The organism is Actinomycetota bacterium, assembly GCA_019347675.1.
Taxonomy (GTDB): Bacteria; Actinomycetota; Nitriliruptoria; order Nitriliruptorales; family JAHWKO01; genus JAHWKW01.
This window is the reverse complement of sequence record JAHWKW010000023.1, coordinates 1-24,430: the sequence shown is the minus strand read 5'-3', so window position 1 is coordinate 24,430 and position 24,430 is coordinate 1. Positions and strand designations below refer to the sequence as shown.

21 protein-coding genes and 1 pseudogene are annotated in these 24,430 nt (G+C 70.4%); 8 read left to right on the top strand and 14 right to left on the bottom strand.

Translation table 11 applies throughout. The features are described 5' to 3' along the window. Positions 1–6: 6 nt before the first annotated feature. Complete coding sequence (locus KY462_14075) at positions 7–906, top strand: transglutaminase-like domain-containing protein (protein ID MBW3578837.1); 900 nt, start codon at positions 7–9, stop codon at positions 904–906. Between the two features lie 82 nt (positions 907–988). Beyond that, positions 989–2,446, top strand: a complete 1,458-nt coding sequence (locus KY462_14070) for a carbohydrate kinase (GenBank protein MBW3578836.1) — start codon at positions 989–991, stop codon at positions 2,444–2,446. A 7-nt stretch (positions 2,447–2,453) separates the two neighbouring features. On the opposite strand, the gene KY462_14065 is transcribed toward KY462_14070, so the two are convergent. Both KY462_14065 and recA read right to left on the bottom strand, forming a co-directional pair. Next, complete coding sequence (locus KY462_14065) at positions 2,454–3,098, bottom strand: recombination regulator RecX (GenBank protein MBW3578835.1); 645 nt, start codon at positions 3,096–3,098, stop codon at positions 2,454–2,456. A gap of 25 nt (positions 3,099–3,123) precedes the next feature. Then, positions 3,124–5,235: pseudogene (recA, locus tag KY462_14060) on the bottom strand (recombinase RecA). A 381-nt stretch (positions 5,236–5,616) separates the two neighbouring features. On the opposite strand from recA, the gene KY462_14055 reads away from it, so the two are divergent. Further along, the gene (locus KY462_14055; GenBank protein ID MBW3578834.1) at positions 5,617–6,435 is read left to right on the top strand and encodes a 3'-5' exonuclease; all 819 of its coding nucleotides are present in this window, start codon (positions 5,617–5,619) and stop codon (positions 6,433–6,435) included. On the opposite strand, the gene thpR is transcribed toward KY462_14055, so the two are convergent. From thpR to KY462_14025, 6 genes are read right to left on the bottom strand one after another with little or no spacing between them, the layout of a single operon-like run. Next, positions 6,399–6,962: an RNA 2',3'-cyclic phosphodiesterase gene (gene thpR, locus KY462_14050; protein ID MBW3578833.1), complete on the bottom strand. Its 564-nt coding sequence runs from the start codon at positions 6,960–6,962 to the stop codon at positions 6,399–6,401. The two genes, KY462_14055 and thpR, sit on opposite strands and share 37 nt — an antisense overlap. After that, the gene (locus KY462_14045) at positions 6,962–8,224 is read right to left on the bottom strand and encodes a CinA family nicotinamide mononucleotide deamidase-related protein (GenBank protein ID MBW3578832.1); all 1,263 of its coding nucleotides are present in this window, start codon (positions 8,222–8,224) and stop codon (positions 6,962–6,964) included. The genes thpR and KY462_14045 overlap by 1 nt, the downstream gene beginning before the upstream one ends. Before the next feature lie 17 nt (positions 8,225–8,241). After that, positions 8,242–8,940 (bottom strand): CDP-diacylglycerol--glycerol-3-phosphate 3-phosphatidyltransferase, encoded by a 699-nt coding sequence (gene pgsA, locus KY462_14040; protein ID MBW3578831.1) that lies wholly within the window; start codon positions 8,938–8,940, stop codon positions 8,242–8,244. Beyond that, positions 8,933–10,399, bottom strand: coding sequence for a 30S ribosomal protein S12 methylthiotransferase RimO (rimO, locus tag KY462_14035; GenBank protein ID MBW3578830.1), 1,467 nt, complete (start codon positions 10,397–10,399; stop codon positions 8,933–8,935). Before rimO ends, pgsA begins: the two co-directional genes overlap by 8 nt. Positions 10,400–10,446: 47 nt before the next feature. Then, positions 10,447–11,247, bottom strand: coding sequence for a DUF4115 domain-containing protein (locus KY462_14030; protein MBW3578829.1), 801 nt, complete (start codon positions 11,245–11,247; stop codon positions 10,447–10,449). A gap of 54 nt (positions 11,248–11,301) precedes the next feature. Further along, positions 11,302–12,108 carry a maleylpyruvate isomerase N-terminal domain-containing protein gene (locus KY462_14025; protein MBW3578828.1) on the bottom strand — a complete coding sequence of 269 codons (807 nt, stop codon included), beginning with the start codon at positions 12,106–12,108 and terminating at the stop codon, positions 11,302–11,304. A gap of 210 nt (positions 12,109–12,318) precedes the next feature. Between KY462_14025 and KY462_14020 the strand changes: the two genes are divergently transcribed. Further along, the gene (locus KY462_14020; protein MBW3578827.1) at positions 12,319–12,651 is read left to right on the top strand and encodes a hypothetical protein; all 333 of its coding nucleotides are present in this window, start codon (positions 12,319–12,321) and stop codon (positions 12,649–12,651) included. Between the two features lie 10 nt (positions 12,652–12,661). Here the strand turns inward: KY462_14020 and KY462_14015 are convergent, their stop codons facing one another. From KY462_14015 to KY462_13990, 6 genes are all read right to left on the bottom strand, one after another. Then, the gene (locus KY462_14015; protein MBW3578826.1) at positions 12,662–15,076 is read right to left on the bottom strand and encodes a DNA translocase FtsK; all 2,415 of its coding nucleotides are present in this window, start codon (positions 15,074–15,076) and stop codon (positions 12,662–12,664) included. A gap of 168 nt (positions 15,077–15,244) precedes the next feature. Further along, a complete protein-coding gene (locus KY462_14010; GenBank protein ID MBW3578825.1) occupies positions 15,245–16,285 on the bottom strand; it encodes an NAD(P)-dependent alcohol dehydrogenase in 1,041 nt (346 codons plus the stop codon). 16 nt (positions 16,286–16,301) lie between these two features. Continuing rightward, complete coding sequence (locus KY462_14005; protein ID MBW3578824.1) at positions 16,302–17,966, bottom strand: ribonuclease J; 1,665 nt, start codon at positions 17,964–17,966, stop codon at positions 16,302–16,304. Positions 17,967–17,974: 8 nt separating this feature from the next. Then, on the bottom strand, positions 17,975–18,871 hold the full coding sequence (gene dapA, locus KY462_14000) for a 4-hydroxy-tetrahydrodipicolinate synthase (protein ID MBW3578823.1): 897 nt from the start codon (positions 18,869–18,871) through the stop codon (positions 17,975–17,977). Positions 18,872–18,967: 96 nt separating this feature from the next. Then, complete coding sequence (locus KY462_13995) at positions 18,968–19,636, bottom strand: hypothetical protein (protein ID MBW3578822.1); 669 nt, start codon at positions 19,634–19,636, stop codon at positions 18,968–18,970. Positions 19,637–19,639: 3 nt separating this feature from the next. After that, positions 19,640–21,328, bottom strand: a complete 1,689-nt coding sequence (locus KY462_13990) for an FAD-dependent thymidylate synthase (protein MBW3578821.1) — start codon at positions 21,326–21,328, stop codon at positions 19,640–19,642. A 352-nt stretch (positions 21,329–21,680) separates the two neighbouring features. Between KY462_13990 and KY462_13985 the strand changes: the two genes are divergently transcribed. The 4 genes from KY462_13985 to KY462_13970 all read left to right on the top strand — a co-directional run. After that, positions 21,681–22,430, top strand: a complete 750-nt coding sequence (locus KY462_13985) for a bacterial transcriptional activator domain-containing protein (protein ID MBW3578820.1) — start codon at positions 21,681–21,683, stop codon at positions 22,428–22,430. Between the two features lie 58 nt (positions 22,431–22,488). After that, positions 22,489–22,710, top strand: coding sequence for a hypothetical protein (locus tag KY462_13980; protein MBW3578819.1), 222 nt, complete (start codon positions 22,489–22,491; stop codon positions 22,708–22,710). A 191-nt stretch (positions 22,711–22,901) separates the two neighbouring features. After that, a complete protein-coding gene (locus KY462_13975) occupies positions 22,902–23,330 on the top strand; it encodes a hypothetical protein (protein MBW3578818.1) in 429 nt (142 codons plus the stop codon). 748 nt (positions 23,331–24,078) lie between these two features. Beyond that, a partial coding sequence (locus KY462_13970; protein ID MBW3578817.1) for a hypothetical protein occupies positions 24,079–24,430 on the top strand: 352 nt, incomplete at its 3' end.

Genomic DNA, 24,430 nt, shown 5'->3' with positions numbered 1-24,430 from the left:
GAGGCCATGTCTGAGGCCTCCCGGGACCGGCTGGCCACGATCGTCCGCGACCCAGCTTGCGATCTGGCCGAGGCGGCGTTGCTGTGCTGCGTCGAAGCGCAACCCGACCTCGACGTCGAGGCGGCGCTGGCCCGCATCGACGCGCTGGCTGACGACCTCGCCGCCGGGTTGCTGCCGCACAGCCGCTACGAACCGCTCGGCTGGGGGGCGACCATCGAGGCGGCGACCGCCGACGCGCAGGCGTTGTCGGGCTACCTCACCGCCGACGTGGGGTTCACGGGCGATCCCGCCGCCGCTCACGACGCCCGCAACGCGCTCCTGACGTCCGTGCTCGAACGCCGGCGAGGGACACGAACGGCCCTGGGGACCGTCTACATCGCGGTCGGGCGACGTGTGGGGCTGCGGGTCTTCCCGGTGGACACCCCGGGGCCCCTCCTCGTCGGGGTTGGCGGCGGCGCACCCCAAGGTCGCGCCACCCGGCCAGCGGTGGTCGACCCGTTCGAAGACGGCGTCATCCTCGACGACGAGATGATCGCCGAACGGGTCGAGGCAGCCACCGACGGGCACGTCGAGTTCGCCCGGGCGATGCTGCGACCGGCGCCGGCGACGAGCGTGATCCGGCGCCTCCTCAACGAGCTGACACACGCGTATCTGCACCACGGCGACGCCCGGGGTGCCCTTTGGACGGTCGAGCTCAGAAGACGGCTGCCCGGTAGCGGCCCTGACGACGTGCTGGTCACCGGACAGCTGCTCGCGCAGCTCGGCCGGTACCGCCAGTCGGCCGAGAGCCTCGAGGGTTACCTCACCGAGGTGGCCGGCGACGTGGACACCGCCGCAGAGGCCGGAGGCCCGGAGCTGGCCACGATGGCCGCGGTCGCCCGCGCAGCACGCGCGAAGATGAACTGACACGCCGGGCTCGGAGCGTGGACGTGCAGGTGCGTGACCCGCAGTGAGCGATCGACCAGCTCTGCGTCCCACGGACGACCAGCTGTGGGTGGGCTGCGACGTGGGGACGCAGAGCGCGCAGGTGCTGGCGGTGACCTTGGCCGGAGAGGTTGTCGGCGATGGCGCCGCTGGATTGACCAGTCGCCGCGACGGCCGACGCCACGAACAGGACCCTGACGGGTGGTGGCAGGCTGTCGTCTCGGCGTCCCGCGCCGCGTTGCGGGGCATCCACCCCGAGCGCATCCAGGCCATCGCGGTGTGCGCGACGTCCGGGTCGATCCTGCTCACCGACCGCACCGGGCGGCCGATCACCGCGAGCGTCATGTACGACGACGCCCGCGCCGGCGACGACGCCGAACGGGTGCGCGAGGCCGGCGCGCCGGTGTGGGCGTCGCTGGGTTACCCGATGCAGTCGACCTGGGGGCTACCGAAGCTGGTGTGGCTGCTCCGCGAGCACGCCGAACGGCCATCTGAGGTCCGCCTGGGCCATCAGGCTGACGTGATCACCGGGCGGCTGATCGGCCATCCGGTCGCGACCGACACGAGCCATGCGCTCAAGAGCGGATACGACCTGCTGGCTGACGAATGGCCGTGGGACGTGCTCGACCGGCTCGGGATCCCCCACGAGGTCATGCCGGACGTCGTCCCTCCCGGATCCCGACTGGGTGCCGTCGGCGCGGACGCTGCGTCACAGACCGGCATGCCGCAGGGCATCCCCGTGGTCGCCGGCATGACCGACGGGTGCGCCGCGCAACTCGCCGGCGGGGCGCTGTCCGTCGGCGACTGGACGTCTGCGCTGGGCACCACGCTGGTGCTCAAGGGCGTCTCGGAGGAGCTGCTGAGATCTCCGACCGGGGGGCTGTACTGCCACCGGTCGCTGGACGGACGCTGGTTGCCCGGGGGGGCGTCGAACGCCGGTGCAGGGGTTCTGACCGAGAGGTTCGGGGAGCGCGATCTGGCGGCGCTCGACGCCCGCGCCTCCGAGCGGGAGCCCGCCACGGTCGTCGCCTACCCGCTGGTATCGGAAGGTGAGCGGTTCCCGTTCGAGGCACCCGATGCGGAGAGCCTCGTGCTCGGTGAGCCGGTGGACGAGGTCGACCTCTACGCGGCTCTCCTGCAAGGGGTTGCGTTCGTGGAGCGGCTGTGCTTCGACGAGGTCGACCGACTCGGCGCGCCCACCGGGGGTGCGGTGCGGTTCGTCGGGGGCGCAGCAGGGAGCGACTACTGGTCCCAGCTCCGCGCGGACGTCCTACGACGGACGGTGCAGGTTCCCGAACACACCGAGGCGGCGTTGGGGATGGCGCTGCTGGCGGCTGCCGACGGCGGCTCGATCCAGGACACCGCTGGTGACATGGTGCGCATCCGGGCGGTGTTCGAGCCCCGCCCCGAGGCGACCGAGCGCTTCGTCGGCGCCTACCGGACGTTCATCGACGCGCTCGAGGAACGCGCGTGGCTGGATGACGAGCCTGCCGACCACGCCCGCAACAGGCTCGGCCAATGAGTGCGGGTCAGCGTTGGGTCGTGCGCTCGCGGTCGTTGAACAGCGCCTGCCGCGCGACCTTCCGGGCCAGCGCCTCGTGGTAGCCGCGGCGCGCGAGGTAGCCCAACAACCGCCGGTACGCGACCTCGGTGTCCACGCCCTGTAGCTCCGCGGCCCGCTTGTGAGCGACCGCGTACGCGGCGGCTTCGGGGTCGGTGTCGCCGATCGCGGCGAGCGCGATCTGGATCGCCTCTTCGGCGATGCCTCGCCGTTCGAGCGTGACGCGGATCCGTCGCGGCGCATGACCTCTGCGCCGACCCTCACCGACCAGGCCCTCGGCGAACGCACGGTCGTCGACGATGCCGCGTTCCCGGCAGCGTTGCAGCGCGACCTCGATGGCGGCTGGAGCGTAGCCGCGCCGCCGCAACGCCTGCTGCAGCCGCGCCTCCGACTTGGGCGCCTGCGCGGTCGCCCGTCGGGCGTACGCGACGGCTCGAGCCACCTCGAGCTCGAGTCCTCCGCGTGATGCACCCGACGGCCGCTGCTCACGCGCCGGGTCGGCCCTGTCCGCGTCGGGGCCGGGGAGCCCCACGCCGATCGGTTCCCGTCTCACCCCACGGGCCGTGAGCCACTGCTCGGCGTCGGGGAACGGCTGCTCGTCGGAGGCGCTCATCGTGCCTGCCTGTCGGTGGTCGGCGTCAGCTCGTGGCGTCGCCGGGATCCTCAGCTGGTTCCTCGGAGACCACCTGCACCAGTCCCAGCGCCTCTTTGGCCTTCTTCTCGATCTCGCGCGCGATGTCGTCGTTCTCCTTGAGGAACTGGCGGGCGTTCTCCCGTCCCTGACCGAGCTGCTCACCCTCGTACTGGTACCAGGCACCGGCCTTCTTGACGACGCCGCTGTCCACGCCCACGTCGAGGATCGAGCCTTCCTTGGAGATCCCCTCCCCGTAGAGCAGATCGAACTCGGCCAGACGGAAGGGGGATGCCACCTTGTTCTTCACCACCTTGACGCGGACACGGTTCCCAACGAACTCCTGGCCGTCCTTCAACGACTCGATGCGTCGCACGTCGAGCCGCACCGATGAGTAGAACTTCAGCGCCCGCCCCCCCGGGGTGGTCTCGGGGCTGTTGTGGACCATCACGCCGTCCACGAAGTAGTTGTGGCTGCCCTCGACCTGGATGTCGAAACGGTGTGGCCGACCGTTCATCGGTGTTCTGCGCTCGATCTTGGTGATCGGCATGGGCGTCGGCTCGTACCGCATCTCTGCGAACACGGGCTCGACCGCGAACCGACCTCGGTACGTCGGCAGGAGCTTGTGCTCCATCGAGGGATACACGAACGGAGCGATGAGCGCGTGGAGCTTCGCGGTCTCGTTCTGGGTGAACTCAAGGACCGCTCTGCCGCCACGGTCGATCAGCTTGGGTTGGATGCCCCAGGTGTCGCGCAGCTGCTCGACCAGCCGTCGCCGCGACGTTGGTTCCATCACCTCGACGCAGATCTCCGATCGCCCACGGTCCGCGCCAGAGCCAACCTGGTTTCCTTGCGTTCGCAACGTGAAGGTCGCAGCGTCCATGTACCAGATCGCCAGCGACAGAGGCGTCAGGCGCTTCAGGTAGTCGTGGTTCAAGACCTTCTTGCCGCCGAAGTCGAGCGCCTGACGCAGTTCCACGAGTTCCGGTAACGGCTGGACGTCGTAGAAGACGGCTCCACGTTCGTTCTTCGTTCTGCGGGGACGCAAGTTCGCGAAGAGTGACGCCTTCCAGTCCCCGTACTCGACCTGTTCCGCGCCGTGTCCCCAGCGCAGGCGAGTGCCGTGGCCACTGTGCGCCGGCGAGAGCGTGCTGTCGCCCATGAGGCCCCCGAGCAGGACCTGCCATTGGAGGTCGGACAGGTAGTGCGGGACCGACTGGATCACCCGGTCCCCGACGACGAGCTCGTGAGCCTCCCGCCAGCCACCAGGCGTCATGATCGAGTGGCTAGGCGTGCACGCGAACTGCGACCGGCCGTTGCCTTGGCCCTTCGCGACGGTGAACCGCAGGAACTCGTCGGTCCGACCGTTGTTGAACCAGCCGGTGACCTTCCTGCCGACGATCCGTCCGATGTCGGGGTCGTAGGACAGCACCTCGACCGGCAGCTCGTTGTCGACGATCTTGCCGATGAACTCCCGCGAGCCGTCAGCGAGGGTCACACGCGTGTCCCAACTCATACATCCGAACATCACGCCGATCTTCTCGCGGAGCTGGTTGATGAAGACGCAGCACGTCCGCGACCGGTTGAGGTTCCCCGCCAGCTTCCGCAGCGCCTGGCTCATCAGCCGTGCTTGCAGGCCGACGTGCGAGTCGCCCATCTCGCCTTCGATCTCAGCGCGCGGGACCAGAGCCGCGACAGAGTCGATCACGATCATGTCGATCGCGCCCGACCGGACCAGCATGTCGGCGATCTCGAGGGCCTGCTCGCCGGTGTCCGGCTGGGAGACCAGCAGCTCGTCGATGTCCACGCCGATCGCGCGGGCGTAGACCGGGTCGAGGGCGTGTTCGGCGTCGATGAACGCGGCGATGCCGCCGAGCTTCTGCGCCTCGGCGATGCAGTGCAGCGCCAGGCTGCTCTTCCCGCTCGATTCCGGTCCGTAGATCTCCACCACCCGACCACGCGGCAGGCCACCGATGCCCAAGGCCAGGTCCAGCGACAGTGCCCCGGTGGGGATGGCGTCGGCCTTGACCTGCTGGTCGGCGCCGAGGCGCATCAGCGCCCCCTTCCCGAACTGCTTCTCGATCTGGCTGAGGGCCAGCTCCAGGGCCTTCTCGCGCTCCACGGGTGCCTCCGTTCCGGTCGGCTCCAGGCCGCCTGTCCTTCAACGCAGCGGTGATGTGCGGACGGTACGCGCCGGCTGCGACATCCCCACGCATCCGTCGCTGTCTGGCTGTGGACTTGAGCCGTCGACGTGAGCCGTCGACGTGCGCCGTCGAGGTGAGCCGTCGAGTGAGCCGTCGACGTGAGCCGTCGACGTGAGCCGTCGACGTGAGCCGTCGAGTGAGCCGTCGCCTGCTGGTCATATGCTCGCCGTCCACAGCGACAAGGTGCGGCGCACCCTAGACGAACATGCGTTCGTTGCAAGCACCCACGGGCGTGACGGGGCGACGACGTAGAGGCGGCGCTACGGTGCCGTGGCGTTCACCAGGAGCCTTGCGCCATGACCGTCTCGGACACGACGCTCACCAACCACGCCGGCGCAGAGCCCCCCGGGCCGGTCGCGGTGACCCCGACCCGGTTCGTGTTCCTGGACACCGAAGCGACCGGCCTCGACCTGGACCGCCACGAGTTGACGGAGGTGGCGTGGATCGCTCGCTTCGAGGACGGCACCGAGGTCGAGCGGCGGTTCTTCTGCGAGCACAGTCTGGATGGGGCCGACGAGGCCGCGTTGGAGCTGACCGCGTACCACGAACGGATCGCGCACCAGGAGAAGACCCCGACCTCGCAGTGGCTGCCGCAGTTCCTCGAGGACGCGCGTGGTGCCGTCATCGTCGGGGCCGTCCCCGACTTCGACGCCCGTCAGATGCTGAAGGCCTGCCGCGAGCAGGGGCTGGAAGCCACCTGGGACCACCACCTGCTGGACGTCGAGACGCTGGCCCTGCCGCTCATCGCTCCCGGACCCGAGGCGCCCCGCAGCCTGGCGCGGACGTGTGAGGCGCTGGGCGTCGCGCACGACAAGGACCAGGCACACGGTGCGCTGTACGACGCCCAGCAGACCAAGGCGGTGTTTGACGCGGTGTGGGCGCTGGTGGCGGAGCTGCGCGCGACAGGGCGGCCACTGCCCCGGCCCGTCCCGCGACCACAGCCACCGTCACCCGGTGAGGAGATCGAGACGGTCGACGCTCTGCAGCAGATCGGCGACGAGCGAGGAACTCGTGACTCCGGCGGCGACGCCGCCCGCGACCGCAGCGGATCACCGACCAGCCAGACGCCAAGCCCTCCTCAGGCGCCGAGCACGACCCGCGCGAGGCTGTCGTAACGGTTGGGCCGGCCGCGACCGGCACGCACCGACTCCATCACCGCCAGGTCGTGCGCCGACCACATCGCCGAGAGCTCCGGGACCGCGGCGACCAGCCGGGCGTCGACCCCACCTGCCGATCGCCGTGTGCGTGCACGGGCGAGCGTGAGGTGCGGATGGACGTCCTTGTCGTCGACGGGCAGGTCGGCCGCGGCGAGTGCCGCCTGAGCCGAGTGTCCCAGCCCCGCGACCACCCCGGCGGGCTGGTCGGTGATCCCCACCCACAGGACCCGCCGCCCGAAACGGCCGGCGGGCGACAGCTTCAAGCCGATCGCGGACGGCGCCGCCGCGGCGACCGGGCGGAGCGCGTCGACGACCTCGCCGGGATCGCGTGCGACCTGCCCGAGGAACGCCAGCGTCACGTGCCAATTGGCCGGTGGGGTCCAGGCCAGGTCGTCGCGGGCCTCACGCAGCGGTCGTAGGGCGCCGTCGAGCGGCTCGGCCACCTCCTGGGGGACCGTCAGGGCCACGAACAGTCGCCGCGCCATCAGCGCCCGTCCGACAGGCCGGACCACGCATGGACCCGTTGCGCCAGGTGCCGGCGGAGTGCGTGCAGCACCGCCCCTGTGGCGCGCAGGCCGACGGTTTCCCGGTCGCCGGGCAGGTGCACCTCCCGGTGATCCACGTCACCGTCGCGGCAGGCCAGCGCCCAGATCACCGTCCCGACCGGGCGTCCGCCCTGTCGGGACGGTCCCGCCACGCACGTCACGGCGACCCCGAGGTCGGCAGCGAACAGCTCGCGGACACGGCGCGCCATGGCCTCACTGGTCGGCGCGGCCACCGGGCCGTGCTCATCCAGCACCGTCTGCGGGACGCCCAGCACGTCGGACTTCACGTCGGTGGTGTAGGCCACCAGGCCGCCCCGGAGGAAGTCGCTGGCGCCGGGGATCCGCGCCAGGCGGGCCGCGACCCCGCCGGCGGTGCACGACTCTGCGGTCGCCACGGTCAGACCGGTCAACCGTAGCAGCCGCGCGACCTGCTCCGCGACGTCCTCCTCGTCAACTCCCGCCACACGGTCCCCGAGCCGACGCACGACCTCCTGCACGACCGGCTCGACGCGACGTTGAGCCGCCCCGGGATCGTCGGCGGACGCCGTGACCTTCACGCGGACATCGTCGGGTCCCGCCAGGAACGCCAACTGCACACGCTCGGCGGCCTCAACGACCTCCGCGAGGGCCTCGGCGACCGCCGACTCTCCCATCCCCGTGACGTGCACGGTACGGCTCACCGTCGCAACGGTTCCGCCCCGTCGCAGCAGGTCGGGGAGCACATCGCGTTCGACCATGGCGCGCAGCTCGTGGGGGACGCCGGGGACCGCGTACACCACGCACGGCCGGCCCGCGCCGCGCGCAACCTCGACCGTGAATCCCGGCGCGGTTCCGACCGGTTCCAACGCGGTCGCTCCGGCCGGCAGGTCGGCCTGCTGCAGGTTGGCTGGCTCCATGTGTTCCCCGTGGCGGGCGAAGACACCTTCGATGGCGGACACCAGGTCGGGCCGCCGTTCGAGCGCGACGCCCGCCACCTCGGCGACGACGGCACGCGTGAGGTCGTCGGGGGTGGGACCCAGTCCCCCACCGACGACGACGGCGTCGCAGCGCTCGACGAGCCAGCGCAGCGCATCGACGATCGTGGCGTGGTCGTCGGGGACGGTCACGGTGGCGGTCATCTGGGCGCCCACCTCGACCAGCCGCCGGGCGAGCCACGCGGCGTTGGTGTCGGTCGTCTCGCCGATCACCAGCTCGGTCCCCACCGAGCAGATCCCCGCCTTCACTGCGACGGCTCGTCGTCCGACTCCTCGTCCCGCACCAGCCGACCCGCACGGAACGCGTAGTCGATGCCGGACACGACGGTCAGGCCGACGGCGATGTAGAGGGCCGTGACCCGGATCATCTCGGCCACGGCCGGCAGGAGGAACAGGGCCACCGCGATCACCTGCGACAGCGTCTTGGCCTTCCCCCACCTGCTGGCGGGCATGACGGCCTCGTGATGCTCGATCAGGCGGACCCGCAGCAGCGTCACCCCCACCTCGCGGAACGCGATCACGATCACCGCCCACCACGGCAGCCGATTGAGCGCCGCCAGCGCCGACAGCGTTCCGATGATCAGGAGCTTGTCGGCGATCGGGTCGGCGAGCTGCCCCCAGCGCGTGACACCGTGCCAACGGCGGGCCACCCAGCCGTCGACGGTGTCGGTGAGAGCCGCGAAGACGAACGTGGCGAACGCCCACCAGCTCGCCACGTGCGATCCGACGATCAGTAGCCCCAGGATGACCGGGATCAGCAGCAGTCGCAGCCCGGTGAGGAGGTTCGGGACGTTCAACCAGGGCCGTGCCCGCTCGGAACGCAGCTGCCCTGCGTTGAACAGGCCCGACCGGTGCGAACCGCCGGTGTTGTGCGACCCGACGACCTCGACGTGACCGCCGGGATCGGCGTCGGCGTCGCCGTTGCCGGACAGCTGCTCAGGCATCGGACAGATGTGGGATCGCGACGAGATCCACACCGTCGGCCGCGACGACGTCCACGCCGATCGTGCGGCCGGTCGGGACGGTCACCGGGACCCCGTCGGTTGCCACCAACCGGATGTCGCCGTCGGTGTCCGGTGCTTCCCGGTACGAGCGCGCGACGCAGACGCCGTCGAAGACGCCCTCAACGGTGGCTCGCAGACGTCGACCCACGAAGCGGCGTGCGGCGTCCTCGGCGACCCTCTCCTGCAGGTCGACGAGCTCGTTCAGCCGGGTGTGGACCAGGTGCCCCGGGACCTGCTCGGTGAACGCGGCGGCGGGCGTTCCGTCCTGTGGGCTGAACGCGAACAGGCCGACCCAGTCCAGGCGTTGGTCTTCGAGGAAGGTCATGAGTTGGCGGTGGTCGGCGTCGGTCTCACCGGGGAAACCGACGATGAACGACGAACGGAACACCGCGTCGGGGTCCAGGTCGCGGACCTCGGCCACCAGCGCACGCCAGCGCCCCGAGGACCCGCTGCGGGCCATGCGCGCCAGCACACCGGCGGACACGTGCTGCAGCGACAGGTCGAAGTACGAGGCGACCTTGGGCAGCTGCGCGATCGCTTCGACCAGCGGCCGTTGCAGCTCGGCTGGCTGCAGGTACACCAGCCGGATCCGCTCCAGACGGTCGATAGCGGACAGCCGCACGAGCAGCGCGACCTGCCGGCTCCGGCCGCCGGGCAGGTCCTTGCCCCACGAAGTGGTGTTCTCGCTGACCAGCACCAGCTCCCGTGCGCCACGGTCGACCAGCCACTCGGCTTCGGCGACGACCTCGGCGAGCGGGCGCGAACGGAACCGGCCACGCCACGACGGGATGGCACAGAACGTGCACGCCCGGTCGCAGCCGCTGGCGATCTTCAGGTAGGCCCACGGCCGATCGACCCCCGACGACCGGAACGAGGCCTGTGGGCCGCTCGGCGGGATGCGGTCCAAGGCGTCTTGCGCCTGGTACCCGCGACGCGAACCGTCCACGGGGAGTAGCGGGAGGCGTGCTGCGCTCAAGCGTGTGGCGTTGCGCGCCGTGGCGTTGGGGGCGGCGCCGGCGAACCGCGCGACGGGCCGGCCAGCGAGGACGTCGGCGACGATCTGGGGCAGTCGCGGGTAGGCTCCGAAACCCACCACGGCATCGGCCTCTGGGAGTTCGGCGGCGAGCTCGTCGCGGTACCGCTCCGCCATGCAGCCCACGACCAGAACCGCCCGGGTCCCACCCTCTTTCAGGTCGCAGGCGGCCAGCACCGTGTCGACCGACTCCTGCGACGCCGGCGTGATGAACGTGCAGGTGTTGACCAGCACGACGTCGGCACCGCGCGGATCGTCGACGTGGCGGTACCCAGCGTCGACCAGCGACCCGGCGAGCTGATCGCTGTCGACCTCGTTTCGCGCACAGCCCAGCGTCACGATCGCGACGGTCGGGACAGCGGGCATGGGCGGGCGGTCTCCCGTGGTGGCCTGCCGGAACCGGCGATGCCAGCCTACCCGCGGGGGCCAGGCGCAGCGTCGGCCGGGGTCGACTCCTCCAGGGAGCGGCAACCCTCGCTGGTGCAGGTACCTCTCCAGATCTGGCCGCGAGGACCGGGGCTGCCCACGTTCTCGCCGTTGAGCACCAGACGGACAGCACCGGCGTCGCCGACGTGCAGGTACACGGCCTGCGGATGTTCGAACGAGCGGTTCTGACCGGCCTCGACGGTCTCCTCGAGCACCTTCTGCCCGGTCGGCCCTGCCAGACGCACCAGCGTCCACGATCGGTCCTCGTAGAGGATCGTGAGGTCAACGCTGGTCGGGGTCGGCGACGGTGTCGGGCTCGGCGTCTCGGTCGGCGACGGTTCGCCCGCGCCGTTCGTGGTCGGCGACGCGGTCGCGGCCGGCTCGGGTTGCATCGCGCGCTGCGGGGTGCGGCCGCCGACCAGACCCACGACAGCGAGCGCGGCTAGCAGCACAGTCACCGATACCGCGGCCCAAACCACCCAGTTCGGCAGGCCCTGGCGTGGTGGCTTGGCGACGGGGTGCACCACCAGCTCGTGCGCGTCGTACCCGGTCCGCTCGACCTGCTGCCGGTAGCGCTCCAGGAGGGGATCGGGATCCAGTCCGAGGAAGCGGGCGTACGCGCTCAGGAAACCCTTGGCGTAGACGTCCCCCCCGAGCCGGGCGAAATCCTCGTCCTCCAGCGCTCGTAGGTAGTCGCCGCGGACACGGGTCGCCCGGGACGCCTCCTCGATCGTGCGTCCCTGCTCCTCGCGTGCGCCCCGCAGGGCGTCGCCGATCCCGATCGACACGGCTCTCCTCCGCGCGGAGCGTACGCGACAGCCGGGACGAAGCCGCGGATGCCGTCAGACGACTCGCACCGCATCCAGGACCGCGGTCGCTGCCGCACGGTCGTCACCGTCGAGGCGTAGGTCGCCGCCAGACTCGGCGTCCTCCCACTCGATGCGGTCCGCAGCGATCAGGCACCACGTCGCCACGTCGCAGCGGATGTGGACGGTCGGTTCGGCCGTGACCCGGGGGCCGAATCGGCGCTCGCCCAGGTCGAAACGCCACGTCGGGCGGCGGGGCGCGTCCGTGAAGGTCACCTCGACGACCCCGTCGCCGGTGGCGACCGACCGCAGCGGCTGGGCAGGCAGGGCCGCGAGATGGAAGTGAGCCAGCAGCTCGCGCAGCCGGCGGTCCATCGGTGGCTGGTCGCCGCCAACGACCCGGTGCACGTCGTCCTGATGCACCCATTCGTCGTACAGCCGCGTCGTCGCGAACCAGCCGATGCTCACCGTCCCGAACATGGTGGGGATCTGCAGGCGAGCCAGCGGCCGCGGGACGGCCCCGACCAGGCGTTGCAGCCGGCGACCCCAGACCTGTAGTTCCTCCCGCAGCTGGTAACGGGAGGCGCCACGCAGACGTTGCAGCGCTCGGTCGTTGCCACGCTGGAGGTCGGTCGGAGACGCGCCGGGCAGGAAGTCGAGCAGGTGCTTGCCGAGCACGATGCTGCGGTCTCTCTCTGCCAAGTGGCGGAAGACGTCCGCCACCGACCACCCCGGCAGTGCCTCTTGGTCGAGCTGCTCGGTGGCCAGGTCGTCGAGGAGTGCGACCGTGTCCTGCCGCAATCGCGCGGCCGCCCCCGCGATCTCGTCGGGCTGAAAAGCCACGATGGTCCCTTCGCCGTCGGCTGGCCACCTTTGTCGCGCTCGATCATCCAGCCCGCAGTCGGGCAACGGACAGTGGGGCAACGGGCAGTCGGCAACGGGCAGTCGGGCGGCGCTCGGCGAACGCCGTCGCGTTCGGACAGGCTACCCGCGCTGCTAGCCTGCCCGGTCATGCGTCGCCTGCTGGCAACCGCAAGGCTTCTCGCTGCCGTCATGCTGGCAGCTGCGGCGTTGGTGGTCCTTCCCGCGTCCGCGACCGAGGCGCAGTCCCCTGGCGGCGAGGCGAGCCCCGGAGCTCAGGGCGGGCAGGAAGGCGGCGGCGAGGCCGGCGGCGAGGAAGGCGGCGAGGAAGGCGGCGAGGAAGGCGGCGAGGAAGACGGCGACGATAAGTCCCCGTTCCCGTTGGACCTCACCGATCCCCAGGACATCCTGGGCCTGGTCTTCCTCGGCTTGGTTGGCCTGGGCGTCGTCGCTGCGGGCGCCAACGCCTTGAAGCAGCTCCGCGGCGAGCGGTCGCAGGCCGACGGCTCGTGGCGGCCGCGTTAGCAGACGCCGCTCAGACCCGCCCTTCCTGCAACGTGTCCAACTCCTCCACGGCCATCAGCACGTCACGGGCCTTGGATCCCTCGGACGGGCCGACGACACCCCGCTGCTCGAGTTCGTCCATCAGTCGCCCGGCCCGCGCGAACCCGATCCGGAGCTTGCGCTGCAGCATCGACGTGGACCCCAAGCCGGAGCGCACGACCAGGTCCATCGCCTTCAGCACCAGCACCTCGTCGTCATCGTCGGCTGACACCTCTGACAGGTCGACGTCGTCGACGTCGACCGTGGCGCCCTGCTGAACCCCGTCGACGTAGTCGGCGTGACGCTGGGTCTTGCAGAACTCGACGACCGCGTCGATCTCGGCTTCGGACACGAAGCAGCCCTGTAGCCGCGCCGGCTTGCCCTGGTTCGACGGTAGGAACAGCATGTCACCCAGCCCGACCAGCTTCTCGGCGCCCGCCTGATCGAGGATCGTCCGCGAATCGGTCTGCGAGGCCACCGCCAAGGCCAGCCGTGACGGGATGTTGGCCTTGATCAGGCCGGTGATCACGTCCACCGACGGCCGCTGCGTGGCGATCACCAGGTGGATACCGACGGCGCGGGCCATCTGCGCGATGCGGCAGATCGCCTCTTCGACGTCGCGCGGCGCGACCAACATCAGGTCGGCGAGCTCGTCGATCACAACCAGGATGTACGGCATGTGCCGGTGATTCGCCGCCTGCGCACCGCTGCCGGGCGTGGGCCCATCCGCCAGCGCCCCGGCCGCGACCGCGTCGTTGTAGGCGTCGATGTTGCGGAAGCCGAGGTGTGCCAGCGTCTCGTACCGCTGTTCCATCTCCTTCACGACCCACTCCAGCGACATGGCTGCGCGCTTGGGGTCGGTGATCACCGGCGAGAGCAGGTGCGGGGCGCCCTCGTAGTGGTTGAGCTCCACGCGCTTCGGGTCGACCAGGATCATGCGGACCTGATCGGGACGGGCCCGCAGCACCACCGACGCGATCATCGCGTTGAGGGTCACGGACTTGCCGGCCCCCGTCGCGCCCGAGATCAGCAGGTGCGGCATGGTGGTGAGGTTTGCCAACGCCGGCTGACCGGCGATGTCGACGCCGAACGCGACCCGCATCGGGTGCGGATCGCGGCGCGCCTCGTCGCTGTCGAGGATGTCACGCAGAGTGATCAGGTCACGGTCACGGTTGGGGACCTCCACCCCGATCGCGGACTTGCCCGGGATCGGCGCGACGATCCGGACGTCGGGGGCAGCCAGGGCGTAGGCGATGTCATCACCGAGGCCGACGACCTTGCGCACCTGCACCCCCGGCCCCAGCTCGACCTCGAACCGGGTCACCGTCGGGCCGCGCGAGGTACGGGCGACGACCGCGTCCACGCCGAACTGCTCGAAGGTGTGCTGCAAGGCGCGGGCCTGCGCCTGCACGTGCCGGTGGGCCGCGGCTTGGCTGGCGGCCTTCCCGCTGCGGAGCAGGTCGAGGGGAGGCAGGAGGTAGCTCTCCCAGCCGTCGCGGGGTGGCTCGATCGGCGTAGCACGGCGCGGTCGGGTCTGCGGCGGGGCGTCCGACTGGGCGGTCGCGGGGGGGGTCGTCGGCGCGGTCGGGTCCGCATCGGCCAGGTCTGCGCCCGAGGTGGTGTCTTCAGTGAGCTTCAGCACGGCCCGTTCGACGACGTCGTCCGGCGCCTGGTCGTCAGCGCCGCTCGGCGCGTCCGAGACGGTGACGTCGACCGTGTGGCCGCGTCCCGATCGGGCCTCGCGCGCGACGTCGGACACGCGGTCGCGCACCCAACGCCCCGTACGGACGGTTTTCCGGCCGACAGCGTGGACGGGGGTCTTGGTGAAGATCAACCCGCCGAGGAGACCGGTGGCGGCGCACACCGCCGCCGCCCCCCACATCCCGACCGCCAGCTGCAGGGGCCGGGCCAACGCCCAGCCGACCAGGCCGCCCGCCGACCACAGCGCCCGGTACCCGCCGGTGGGTGGCGGCACCCCCCGGGACAGGTGCCACGCGGCCAGGACGGCCGCCGCCAGCAGAGCGACACCGATCGCGCGCCGACCACGCTCCTTGGCCGCACCGTCGATCACCAGCTGGGACCCGGCGTAGACCAGCAGGGGGGGGACGGCGTAGCCCACGACCCCGAACAGCCCCCGCATCAGGGCATCGACGGTGGCGCCCACCACCCCGGCCTGACCGGCGTACATGCCCAGGCCCGCCAGGACCCCGACCAGGACGAGACCGACGCCGTAGACGTCGTCGCGCTGGTCGCCGAGGCTGGTTTTGACCCAACGGGTCAGGCGCGCGGCCGCGCCGGGACCGCCGCGACGCGGCCGACCGCGGCGAGCACGTCCGGAACGGTCCGCGGCCTTGCCCGACGGACGCGACGACCCCTGCCGCTTCCGCGTGCGTGTGGTGGTGGGCACGTGTCCCCCTCGACGTCGCGCAAATCCGGTTGCCTCGAGCAACACAGGGTGCCACGTGCAACACGAAGGAACAACCGTGTAGTTCCACCACGGTGATGGGAGCACCGCCCGATGCGGGCCGCGCTGGACCAAGACCCGGCCAGCACCCGCCTCGGCCGCAGCCGCTGCTCAGGCCGCGGCGCCCGCCGGGACCAAGATGCCGCGGCCTTGCATGCGGTCTTCGACGAGGTCGCTGAGCGCGTCGTCGAAGGCCTCCAGCGGGTACTCGTTGGTGTGCAGCGTCACGGTGCCCGCCGCGGCCAGCGTCATCAGCTCGACCAGATCCACGTAGGTGCCCACGAGGTTGCCGACGAAGCTGACCTCGGTCGAGATCACGTCGATCAGCGGGATCTTGAGGCTGTCGCCGTAGCCGACCACGTAGTACCGTCCGTGCGGTCGCAGCATCGCCACCCCGTCTTCGACGGCCCCGAACTCCCCGACGAAGTCGATGACGGCCTCGGCGCCGTGGCCGTCGGTGAGGTCGTTGACCTGTTCGACCTGGGTTCCGTCGGCCAGGACGGTGTGGTCGGCGCCCCACCGCAACGCCAGGTCGAGGGTCCTGGCGCGTTTGTCGACCACGATGATCTCCGCGGCGCTCAGCGCGCGCAGGACCTGGATCCCGATGTGGCCGAGCCCCCCGGCGCCGATCATCACGGCTCTGGTACCCGGCGACAGCATCCGGGACGCCTTCTTCACGGCGTGGTAGGCGGTCAGTCCAGCGTCGGCGTGCGCTGCCACGTCCTTGGGTTCCAACGTGGCCGGCAACGTGACCACAGCGCGGGCGGTGGTCTTGAGCAGCTCGGCGAACCCACCGTCGGTGTCGATCCCGGGGAAGGCGGAGTTGTCGCAGTGCATGTCGTCCCCGGATCGGCACGCCAAGCAGAAACCGCAGGTCTTCAGCGGGTGGACGATGACGGGATCGCCGACCTGGATGTGTTCCACGGCGCTGCCCACCTCGTGCACCCGGCCGGCGTTCTCGTGGCCGAGCGTGTACGGCAGCTCGATGCCGGTCTTGTCGCGCCACTGGCCCTCGATGATGTGCCAGTCCGTGCGGCACAGCCCCGCCCCGCCGATGCGAACGATCACATCGAACGGGTTGGTGATCTGCGGTTCGGCGACCTCCTCGACCTGAGGACGCTCGTCGTAGGCGTGCAGCCGGACGGCTTTCATCGCTTCCTCCCCTGGATCAGATCTCGACCACCAGCGGCATCGTGACCGGTCGACGGCCGGTCTGGGCCCGCCAGTAGGTGGCCAGAGCCTGGACGACGTGCCGCTGGATGGCTTGGACGTCGTGGTACTTGCCTGCCGCCGGTCCAGCGAGTTCCGCCAGGACGGACTTGTGAGCGCCGTCTATCAGGGACGTGTCCGCCTCGTCGTCGATGACGCCGCGCTGGATGACGGTCGGCTCGCCCACCAGGGTGCCGCGGTGCGGGTCGATCGTGACCAGACAGATGCAGATGCCCTCCTCGCCCAGGCGTCGCCGGTCGCGCAGCACGGTCGGGCCCACGTCGAGCAGGAGACCGTCGAGGAGCACCTGGCCAGAGGTGACCGGGTCGCCGCGCCGGACGGTGTGGTTCGAGACGATGACCGTGTCGCCGTCCTCGCAGACGAGCACGTTGTCGGGGTCGCAGCCAGTGGCGATCGCCACGTCGCGGTGGGCGACGAGGTGGCGGTACTCGCCGTGGACGGGGACCACGGAACGCGGCTGGAGGACGTTGTGGTAGAGCATCAGGTCGTCGCGTGCCGCGTGACCCGACACGTGCACCTGCGCGATCCCCTGGTGGACGACCCTCGCGCCGCGGCGGACCAGGCCGTTGATCGAGCGGAACACCGCCCTCTCGTTCCCGGGGATCAGGCTGGACGCGAGGATCACCAGGTCCCCGTCGCCGACGGAGATCTGCTTGTGGTCACCGGACGCCATCAGCGACAGTGCCGAGTAGGGCTCGCCCTGGCTCCCGGTGCAGATCACCACGAGCTCTGACCGGTCGTACTCGCCGACGTCGTCGAGATCGAGCTCGAGGTGGGTGTCGTAGACCAGCTCGCCGAGTTCCGCGGCCAGGTGCATGTTGCGCACCATCGACCGACCCACGAACACGGGGCGGCGACCGAGCTCGGCGGCGGCGTCGAGCACCTGCTGCACCCGGTGGACGTGCGACGCGAACGACGCGACCACGACCAGGCCGTCGGCCGCCGCGATGGCGTCGCGGATGGTGGGGCCCACCAGCCGTTCCGTGGGGACGTGGCCGGGGTGGTCGGCGTTGGTCGAGTCGGCCAGCAGCAGCGTCACCCCCTCGTCGCCGAGCCGCGACAGCTGCGCCAGATCGGTGACCCGCCCGTCGATCGGGGTCTGATCGAGTTTGAAGTCCCCCGAGTGCAGCACCAGCCCGTGGGGTGTGCGGAACGCCAGCGCGGCACTGTTGGGGATGGAGTGGGTCGTGGGGATGACCTCGACCCGGAACGGGCCGTGGTGGACGAGGTCTCCGGGCCGCATCTCACGCAGGTCGGCTTGGGCGTGCTGGGGGTGCTCTTCGAGGAGGGCCTCGACGAACGCGATCGTGAGGCGCGTGCCGTAGATGGCCACGTTCGGGAACTCGTCGAGGAAGTACGGCAACGCCCCGATGTGGTCCATGTGTCCGTGGGTGAGGAAGACCGCGTCGACCGCGTCGGTTCGTTGGCGCAACCACGCCCAGTCGGGGAGGATCAGGTCCACGCCGGGGTGGTCGTCGGTGGGGAACGTGACGCCGACGTCGATCACCGCGAGGCGGTCGTCGACCTCGATGGTGGCCATGTTCCGCCCGATCTCGCCGACGCCGCCCAGGAACGTGATGACGACCGGCGGATGGGTGGGCATGGCCTGCGTCAGCCGCGGTCGCGGGGGATGCCCGCGTGGTCGAGCGCGTCGCGCAGTGCCTGGAGAGTGGACTCGCGTGCCGGCGCCAGTGGCGGACGGACCGGACCGGCGGGCAGTCCCAGGTCCGCGAGGATCGCTTTGAGCGGAGCCGGGTTGGGATCGGCGAACAACGCCTGGAACAACGGCATCAGCCGCAGGTGGATCTCGCGGGCCTTGACCGGATCGGACTCGAACGACGTGGCGAGGTCGGCCAGCTCCGGTCCGACCAGGTGAGCGGCGACCGAGACGAAACCCACTCCGCCCACCGCGAGGATCGGGAGATTCAGCGAGTCCTGGCCGCTGTAGATCTGGAACCCGTCGGGCGCCTGCGCCGCCACCGCCCCGGTCTTCTGCAGGTCCAGGGTCGCGTCCTTCACACCGACGATGTTGTCGACCTCGGCGAGCTCAACGAGCGTTGCGACGGCGATCTCGCGCGCAGTCCGACCGGGGATGTCGTACAGCAGCACGGGACGGTCGGTGCTGGCCGCCACGGCTCGGAAGTGCTGCAGCAGGCCGCGCTGGTCGGGTTTGTTGTAGTAGGGGGTGACCACGAGCACCCCGTCCGCTCCGGCCGCGGTCGCCTTGTCCGTGGATGCGCAGGTCTTGGCGGTGTCGTTGGTCCCGGTGCCGACGATGACCTGGCCGCCGTCTGCCACCGCGTCCTTGACCGCCTGGAGGAGCTCCAGCTGTTCGTCGCCGTCCAGGGTGGGACTCTCGCCGGTGGTGCCCGACAGCAGGATCGTCTCGGTGCCGTGCTCGATCAGGTGGCGTGCCAGGCGTGTCGCCCCGTCCAGGTCGAGCGACAGATCGTCGCGGAAGGGCGTGACCATCGCGGTGACGACCCGACCGAAGTGCGGCGTGGCCATGGCGTGCTCCGTCGCGGGTTTGGCCCCCATCCTAGCCAAGGCCCTGTCGGCCCCCGCCGGACCACCGCCGTCGTCCGACGACAGCACGCACGGCCGTTAGGGGACGCGGGCCAGCTGCACCGTGGCGACCGCAGCGGCGCCGTCATGGCACACGATCAGCTCGGCGCCGATCGCGTCAGCCAGGACGCGCGACGCCAACAGTCGCAACACCGCGGTCGGGTGCGACGAGTGGCCGAGCGGGTCGTCGGCGTCGATCGGCGGGGACGGCTGACCACCGGGTGTGCGCACCACCAGCTCGACGCGGTCGCCGGTCGTTTCCACGGCGAGCTCGGTGATGGTGTCGGGCGGGGCGCCGGCCTGCTGGGCCGCCACCAGGTCATCGATCAGCATGCCCAGCACGGTGCGGTCGGCGAGCACCGGGACCGGGCGGTCGGGCAACGAACGCACTCGCCGGTCGCGGTGTCCGGTGGGGTCCACGACGATACGGGCGTCGAGCGGGGCGGCGCTCACCGTCCGGGCGAGCTCGTCGGCGCGGGCCTCGGCGAAGACCCCCGTCGCGAGACGATCGATCCGCCCGATGGCCTGTTCGATCCGCGCAACCGCACCACGCCGCTCGGCGTCGTCGAAGCTGTCCCACATCCGGGTCAGCGTCTCCGCCCACCCGTGGGCGATCGCCACCTGGGCGTTGTAGTCGTGTTGGGCACGTGCCAGCAGCCGCCCGCGGTCGTACTCGCCCGTGATCGGCGACGAACCGAGCCCGGTCACACCTCAGCTCCTCGCCCCGACGTTGCGCTGCCGGCGGCGCGCGTCGGCACGTCGCTCCGCGTCGAGGCGTTCCAGCTCGGCGCCGCCGTGGTCGACGTGGACCATCGCATCGGCCACGACGGTGTGGCCGGCCACGTCCGCGATCAACCGGTGCATCTGCTGCACGACGCGCCGGTAGGAGGGATGGCCCTGGGGCGAGGACCGCAGCTCGATCAGGTGCATCGCGGCGCGGGCGTTGAGCTGCATCACGTAACGCGTGCGGTAGGCGAAGCAGACCGCGTACTGTGCCTGCGCCGGGTGGTCGTCCAGCAGCTGCTCGTACAGCGCGGCGGACCGCTCGAGTGCCTGGTGCCAGCGGTCGGCGACACCGGCCTCCTCGATCTCGGGTGGCGTCTCGTACCCGTGGCGGGTCGTGAGGTCCTGCCAGTCGATGGTGAGCATCCGGTGTCGCTGCAGATCGCGGAACGCGCCGTAGTCGCCGAGCACGTCGAAGCGGTACCACAGCCGCTCGAAGGCGCGGCCGGGCTTGTGCCGGCGGTTGCGTCGTTCGCCGACGTAGGCGTCGATGACCTGCCGGCGCTCGTCGGCTCGCATTCTCCGGGCCACCCCGAGCAGGTGTTCCTCGGGGAGGTCGGCGTGTGGGTACAGCATCGCCGCGACCAGCTGGACCTCGGCGGTGCCTGCGTCCCGCGGTGACCAGTCGACGAGGGTGACCCCCTCGACCGGGTCGGGCGCGATCTCGCCGAGGAGGTGGTCGGCGAGGCTGCGGGTGTCCGCGCGGGTGACGCGCAGGTACGCGCTCCACACCCCACCGCGGTCGGGGCGGTCGATCCGGGTGAGGAACGACGGGATGACCTTGCGCAGTTCACGTAGCAGCGCGGCGAAGCAGGTCCCGGCCTCGGCAAGCTCGCTGGCGTGCAGGCGCAGCAGCAGCGCCTCGTACGCCTGCCCGCTGGCGAAGATCCCCACGTTGCTGGTGGTCGCAGCGGGCAGGAGCCCGCGCAGGAGGTCGAGGGCCTTGGCCTTGGTCGCCGAGCGCCACGCCCGCTCGCTGGCAGCGTCGGTCGGCGGGTACCGGGTGCGCACCCAGTCCAGCATCTGCGGCAGGAGGGTGGCGTAGGTGTCGAAGATCGCGTCGAGCTGTCGGATGTAGGCGGCGGCGTGCCGGCCGGAGAGCACGTCGGGGTCGCGGTAGTAGCGGTACCGCCCGCCCGGCTTGTCGTCGTACGCGACGTACCTCGTGGATTGCTCGAGGTAGGCGGCCAGGCGACCCCGCTCCAGCTGCTTGGTCAGGAGGTTGGAGGCCTGCTCCACCGCGACGTGCGCCCCGCCGAGCTGAGCGACCGAGTCGTCGCCGTACTCGGTCAGGACCCGCTCGTAGAGCCGCTGGGCGCGCTCGACCCCGATCCCCTGCTCGGTTGTCGCCGCCATAGGCGCGTTGTTGCTGGTCGGTCGGGGCGGGAACCCGTCGTCGCCCGTCAGTCCGGGCGCGAACCCGTCGTCGCCCGTCAGTCCGGGCGCGAACTCATCCAGGAAGAGCCGCCGCAAGCTCTTCGACGACCGCGAGTACCGCGCGAACAGCGCCCCCTTGACGACCTCAGGAAGGCCGGTCAGCGCGAACACGTCACCGTTGAGGTCGGTGAAGTAGCGGGCGAGCAGGTCCCGCTCCGCGGCGGTGAAGGTCTCGGCCACGACCGTCCGTCCTGAAAGGGGATGGCGAGACTAGGCGAGTTCGATCCGAGCGGCGTCGCTGATGTCGTTGTTCCGAGCGATCGCGGCTCATCACGTCTAGGACGCTGGCTTCCGTCGACGCCCCGTCTGAAGTACAGTGGCCTTGCCCGGCCCGCGCTTCCCGACGGGGCCTCCGAGCAAGCCGGCGCACGATGAGCCGTGGGAAGGGGTGGGGGCTTGGGTTTCCGGGCGACAGTGTCAGCTTCCCGGTTGTCGAGCGCAGGAGAGCCCGATCTCCGCATCTCGCGTCTTGATATGTGATCAAGCGTCGTAACATCGCGCACTCGCAGCCAAGGCTGGGCAAGGAATGTCGATGTCCGTCAGTGTGCTGAAAGGTCCCCTTCTCCTCGACGCCCCCGTCGTCGAGAGGCGGGTCCGGGTCCAACTGATCCGCCACTTCGAGGTCCGATGCGGCAGCGAGGTGGCCACCCTGCAGCCAGGCGCTCAGCGCCTGATCGGGTTCCTCGCCATCAACCACGGGCCCAGGCTGCGCTCGCACGTCGCCGGTTCCCTCTGGCCTGACGCGGCCGAGGATCGGGCCGGGGCGAATCTGCGGACTGCGCTGTGGCGCATCAAGCAGGCCGGTCTGGAGATCGTGTCGTCGACTTCGACGCACCTGCAACTGCGCAGCGCCGTCCGGGTGGATCTGCGCGACGCCGAAGGACTGGCGCGTCGGCTCGTGGATGGCGCTGACAGCCTCGTCAACGTTGACTTCGCGAGTCTCCGCGGCGACCTCCTGCCCGACTGGTACGACGACTGGGTCATCGTCGAACAGGAGCCTTTCCGCCAGCTTCGGCTGCACGCCCTCGAGGCGTTGTGTCACCGACTGTCCATGGCCGGCCGCCACGCCGAGGCGGTGGAAGCAGGCCTGGCTTGCGTCGCGGGCGAGCCGCTACGGGAGACGGCGCAGGCGGCGCTCATTCGCGCGCACATGGCCGAGGGAAACCCCAACGAGGCGATCCGCCAGTACCGCTCCTACGAGGCGCTGCTCGGCCGGGAGCTCGGCCTGGCACCGTCGCACGCGCTGACCGACCTGATCAGCGGATGGCCCGCCCGCAGCTAGCCGCCGCACCGCATGGCAGGTGACGCCCCGGTGACGGCGGAGTGTAAGGGTCGTGGCCATGGAGGAGCGTCGAGGGCCGACTGCGATCCTCGTCCTCAACGCCTGGCTCGAGGACGATCCTCGAGCGCCGCTACGGGTCCGGATCAAATCCGTCGTGGGCGATGATCCGTCACTCCGGCGGCAGGTCGTGCTGGTCGACGACGACGAGGTCTGCGCCGCCATCCGCGCCTGGCTCGCCGACCTTCGGAGCCTGAGCGGCGGCCGTCAGCCCACGGTCTGAGCCAACAACGGCCGGGCCGCCCGACGACCGAACCCCACCTTCGCGAACTTTCCGGCGAATCCTCCTGCCGATGGGGGGCGGTGACGCAGTGGTGACGCAGCGACGACGCTGGAGTGACCGGCTTCGGCGACCATGACGCCGCCATGCCCGTCACAAAGCACTCCTCAACTTGACCACGAAAGGAAAAACGCATGCAAGGTGGGATGACACTCTTCAGAAAAGCAATCTCGCGACGCAACCTTGCCCTGGTTACGGGGCTGGCGCTCGTGGCGTCGCTCTTCTTCAGTCTTACCACGGTCTCACAGGCGCAAACGGAGAAGGTGGCCGCGTGTGAGGTTGATTTCCTCGAGCCCGGGGCGTCGCCCGAAATCGAGGGCGGCACGAGAACCGGAATCAACGTCGTTTGCGACGTCAAACCACAGGACGTCGTCGTCGACATCACGGTCCGGGCGGGCGACCTCCTGGTCCTTGCCGAGGAGGATACGGTCAAGCTCGGAGGACTGAGCGCGACGCTGAATAAGACGATCGACATCGCGGTTCCGCCGATTGACATCGAGGCCTGTGTCGAGGTCCTGGGAGAGAAGCACGGAATCTGCCCAGAAGAGCCCACCACAGCCTAGCCGACAAAGAGCAGACGGAGCACCTTCGAAGCCGCCCCATCGACGGACCGTCGATGGGGCGGCTTCGTGAAGGGTGAAACGAGCGGCGCCGGAAGCGAGAAACGAGAGGACCGCGATCCGTCAAGTTGTCGCGCAAGGAATACTTCGACATGATCTCTTAGAACCTCGGTTTTGTTCATAAGTTCGATTGATGTTTCAGGAAGGTGACCCGACTTATCTGTGCAGGGACCATCGTCAATCCCCACCCCCGACTTTCTTCCGACGGCGTCTTCCGGCGGAGTTGGGGTCGGCGTCGGACTGAAGCCGGGGTCAGGTGGAGCGCCCGACGGGACGAACGACCTTGACGCCGGCGAGGGCGACGTCATCCTGAGCCAGCTAGAAGACGCGGTGGGAGGTGTGTCCGTTCATGTCATCGGCTCATCCTCTCCTCCGGTGAGGCCTGTGGAGCTAAAATTGTGGGTGCGATCATGCTCGGTCTCCCATGGCAGGGTGAGATGGAGAAGGCCAGCGGAGAGCATCACGAGCGCGAGTGCGGCCTTGGCGGAGTGCAAACCGAACGCGCGTCGCATGATCAGACGCACACGCTGATTCAGGCCCTCGAGCATCCGTCAGGCAGCACCCCGGCGTGCGCAGCGCAGCGTTGATGGCCCGATGTGGGGAAACCTTGCTTGACAGGCCGGCGCACGCCAAGTAACGTATCGAACGTACGTTCGGAGTCGTCGGGGGGCACCGGCGACAGGCAACACCGATGACCCAGGGCAACACCGAGCTGGACGCGGCCACCCCGCGCCAGCAGCTGACGCTGACCTCCGCCTCGACCAGGCCAACGACCACGTCAACGACCACGCCGACGACCGCGTATGCGTCCGACGGGCGGGCGCCGGCCACAACCGCCGCCGGCGGTGGTCGCCCCGACGCGGGTCCGGCCGGCGACGTGGACGTGGACGTGGCGGGGGTGCTGGCCGGCCTCGATGCCGCCGTGGCCGGCGTGGCCGCCATCGACCCGGAGACGATCCATCCCGGCGACCTGCCCGGGGCGGTCAAGCAGCTGCGTCGTGCCCGCAACCGGCTGGAGGCGGTCGAGACGTCGTGGCTGGCCA

Coding starts and splice junctions, on each gene's coding strand:
- KY462_13985 (MBW3578820.1), top strand. CDS start 21,681: ATGTCCGTCAGTGTGCTGAAAGGTCCCCTTCTCCTCGACGCCCCCGTC.
- thpR (MBW3578833.1), bottom strand. CDS start 6,962: ATGGCGCGGCGACTGTTCGTGGCCCTGACGGTCCCCCAGGAGGTGGCC.
- KY462_13980 (MBW3578819.1), top strand. CDS start 22,489: ATGGAGGAGCGTCGAGGGCCGACTGCGATCCTCGTCCTCAACGCCTGG.
- KY462_14075 (MBW3578837.1), top strand. CDS start 7: ATGTCTGAGGCCTCCCGGGACCGGCTGGCCACGATCGTCCGCGACCCA.
- KY462_14010 (MBW3578825.1), bottom strand. CDS start 16,285: ATGAAAGCCGTCCGGCTGCACGCCTACGACGAGCGTCCTCAGGTCGAG.
- KY462_14055 (MBW3578834.1), top strand. CDS start 5,617: ATGACCGTCTCGGACACGACGCTCACCAACCACGCCGGCGCAGAGCCC.
- KY462_14020 (MBW3578827.1), top strand. CDS start 12,319: ATGCTGGCAGCTGCGGCGTTGGTGGTCCTTCCCGCGTCCGCGACCGAG.
- pgsA (MBW3578831.1), bottom strand. CDS start 8,940: ATGCCTGAGCAGCTGTCCGGCAACGGCGACGCCGACGCCGATCCCGGC.
- KY462_14065 (MBW3578835.1), bottom strand. CDS start 3,098: ATGAGCGCCTCCGACGAGCAGCCGTTCCCCGACGCCGAGCAGTGGCTC.
- rimO (MBW3578830.1), bottom strand. CDS start 10,399: ATGCCCGCTGTCCCGACCGTCGCGATCGTGACGCTGGGCTGTGCGCGA.
- dapA (MBW3578823.1), bottom strand. CDS start 18,871: ATGGCCACGCCGCACTTCGGTCGGGTCGTCACCGCGATGGTCACGCCC.
- KY462_14005 (MBW3578824.1), bottom strand. CDS start 17,966: ATGCCCACCCATCCGCCGGTCGTCATCACGTTCCTGGGCGGCGTCGGC.
- KY462_13975 (MBW3578818.1), top strand. CDS start 22,902: ATGCAAGGTGGGATGACACTCTTCAGAAAAGCAATCTCGCGACGCAAC.